The organism is Mesorhizobium sp. M7A.F.Ca.US.014.04.1.1 (assembly GCF_003998745.1).
GTDB lineage: Bacteria > Pseudomonadota > Alphaproteobacteria > Rhizobiales > Rhizobiaceae > Mesorhizobium > Mesorhizobium ciceri.
In genome coordinates this window covers 1-594 of sequence record NZ_RZRW01001356.1, presented here as the reverse complement: position 1 = coordinate 594, position 594 = coordinate 1, and the positions used below count along the sequence as shown (strand labels likewise).

The window sequence follows — 594 nt, the reverse complement described above, 5'->3', positions numbered from 1 at the left end:
CGCCGCCGCATGGTTCTGACGCGCGACCGCATGGGGGTCCGGCCGCTCTTCTATACAAGGCAGGGCGAACGGCTTTACTTCGCCTCGGAGGTCAAGGCGCTCCTCCAGGCCCCGGGCGTCGCGGCCGAGATTGATCCGGTCGCACTCGACCAGATCTTCACGCTCTGGGCCCCGATCGCGCCGCGCACGCCCTTCCGCAACATCTACGAGATCGAACCCGCAAGCCTGATGATCGTGCAAGAGGGCAGCGTCTCGACCCGGCCCTACTGGAGTCTGGAGTATCCCGACCGGGACGCGCCGCCCCGGCACCGGGACGAGCGTGCCGCGGCCGAGGAACTGCGCGCCCTCCTGACGGAGGCGACCCGCATCCGCATGCGCGCCGATGTGCCAGTCGGCGCCTATCTCTCGGGCGGCCTCGATTCCTCCATCACATCGGCGCTGGCGGCGGGCATGGCGCCGGGTGGTTTCAGGACCTTCTCGGTCACCTTCGATAGCGCCGAACATGACGAGAGCCCCTTCCAGCTCGAGATGGCCCGCGCGCTCGGCACGCATCACAGCGCCGTCGCCTGCGGGGAAGGCGATATCGCCTCCGTC

At 69.0% G+C, this 594-nt stretch carries 1 protein-coding gene; it reads left to right on the top strand.

The features are described from left to right. The coding region (locus EOA22_RS36520; protein ID WP_245478811.1) for an asparagine synthase-related protein at positions 1–594 on the top strand (594 nt) is incomplete at both ends.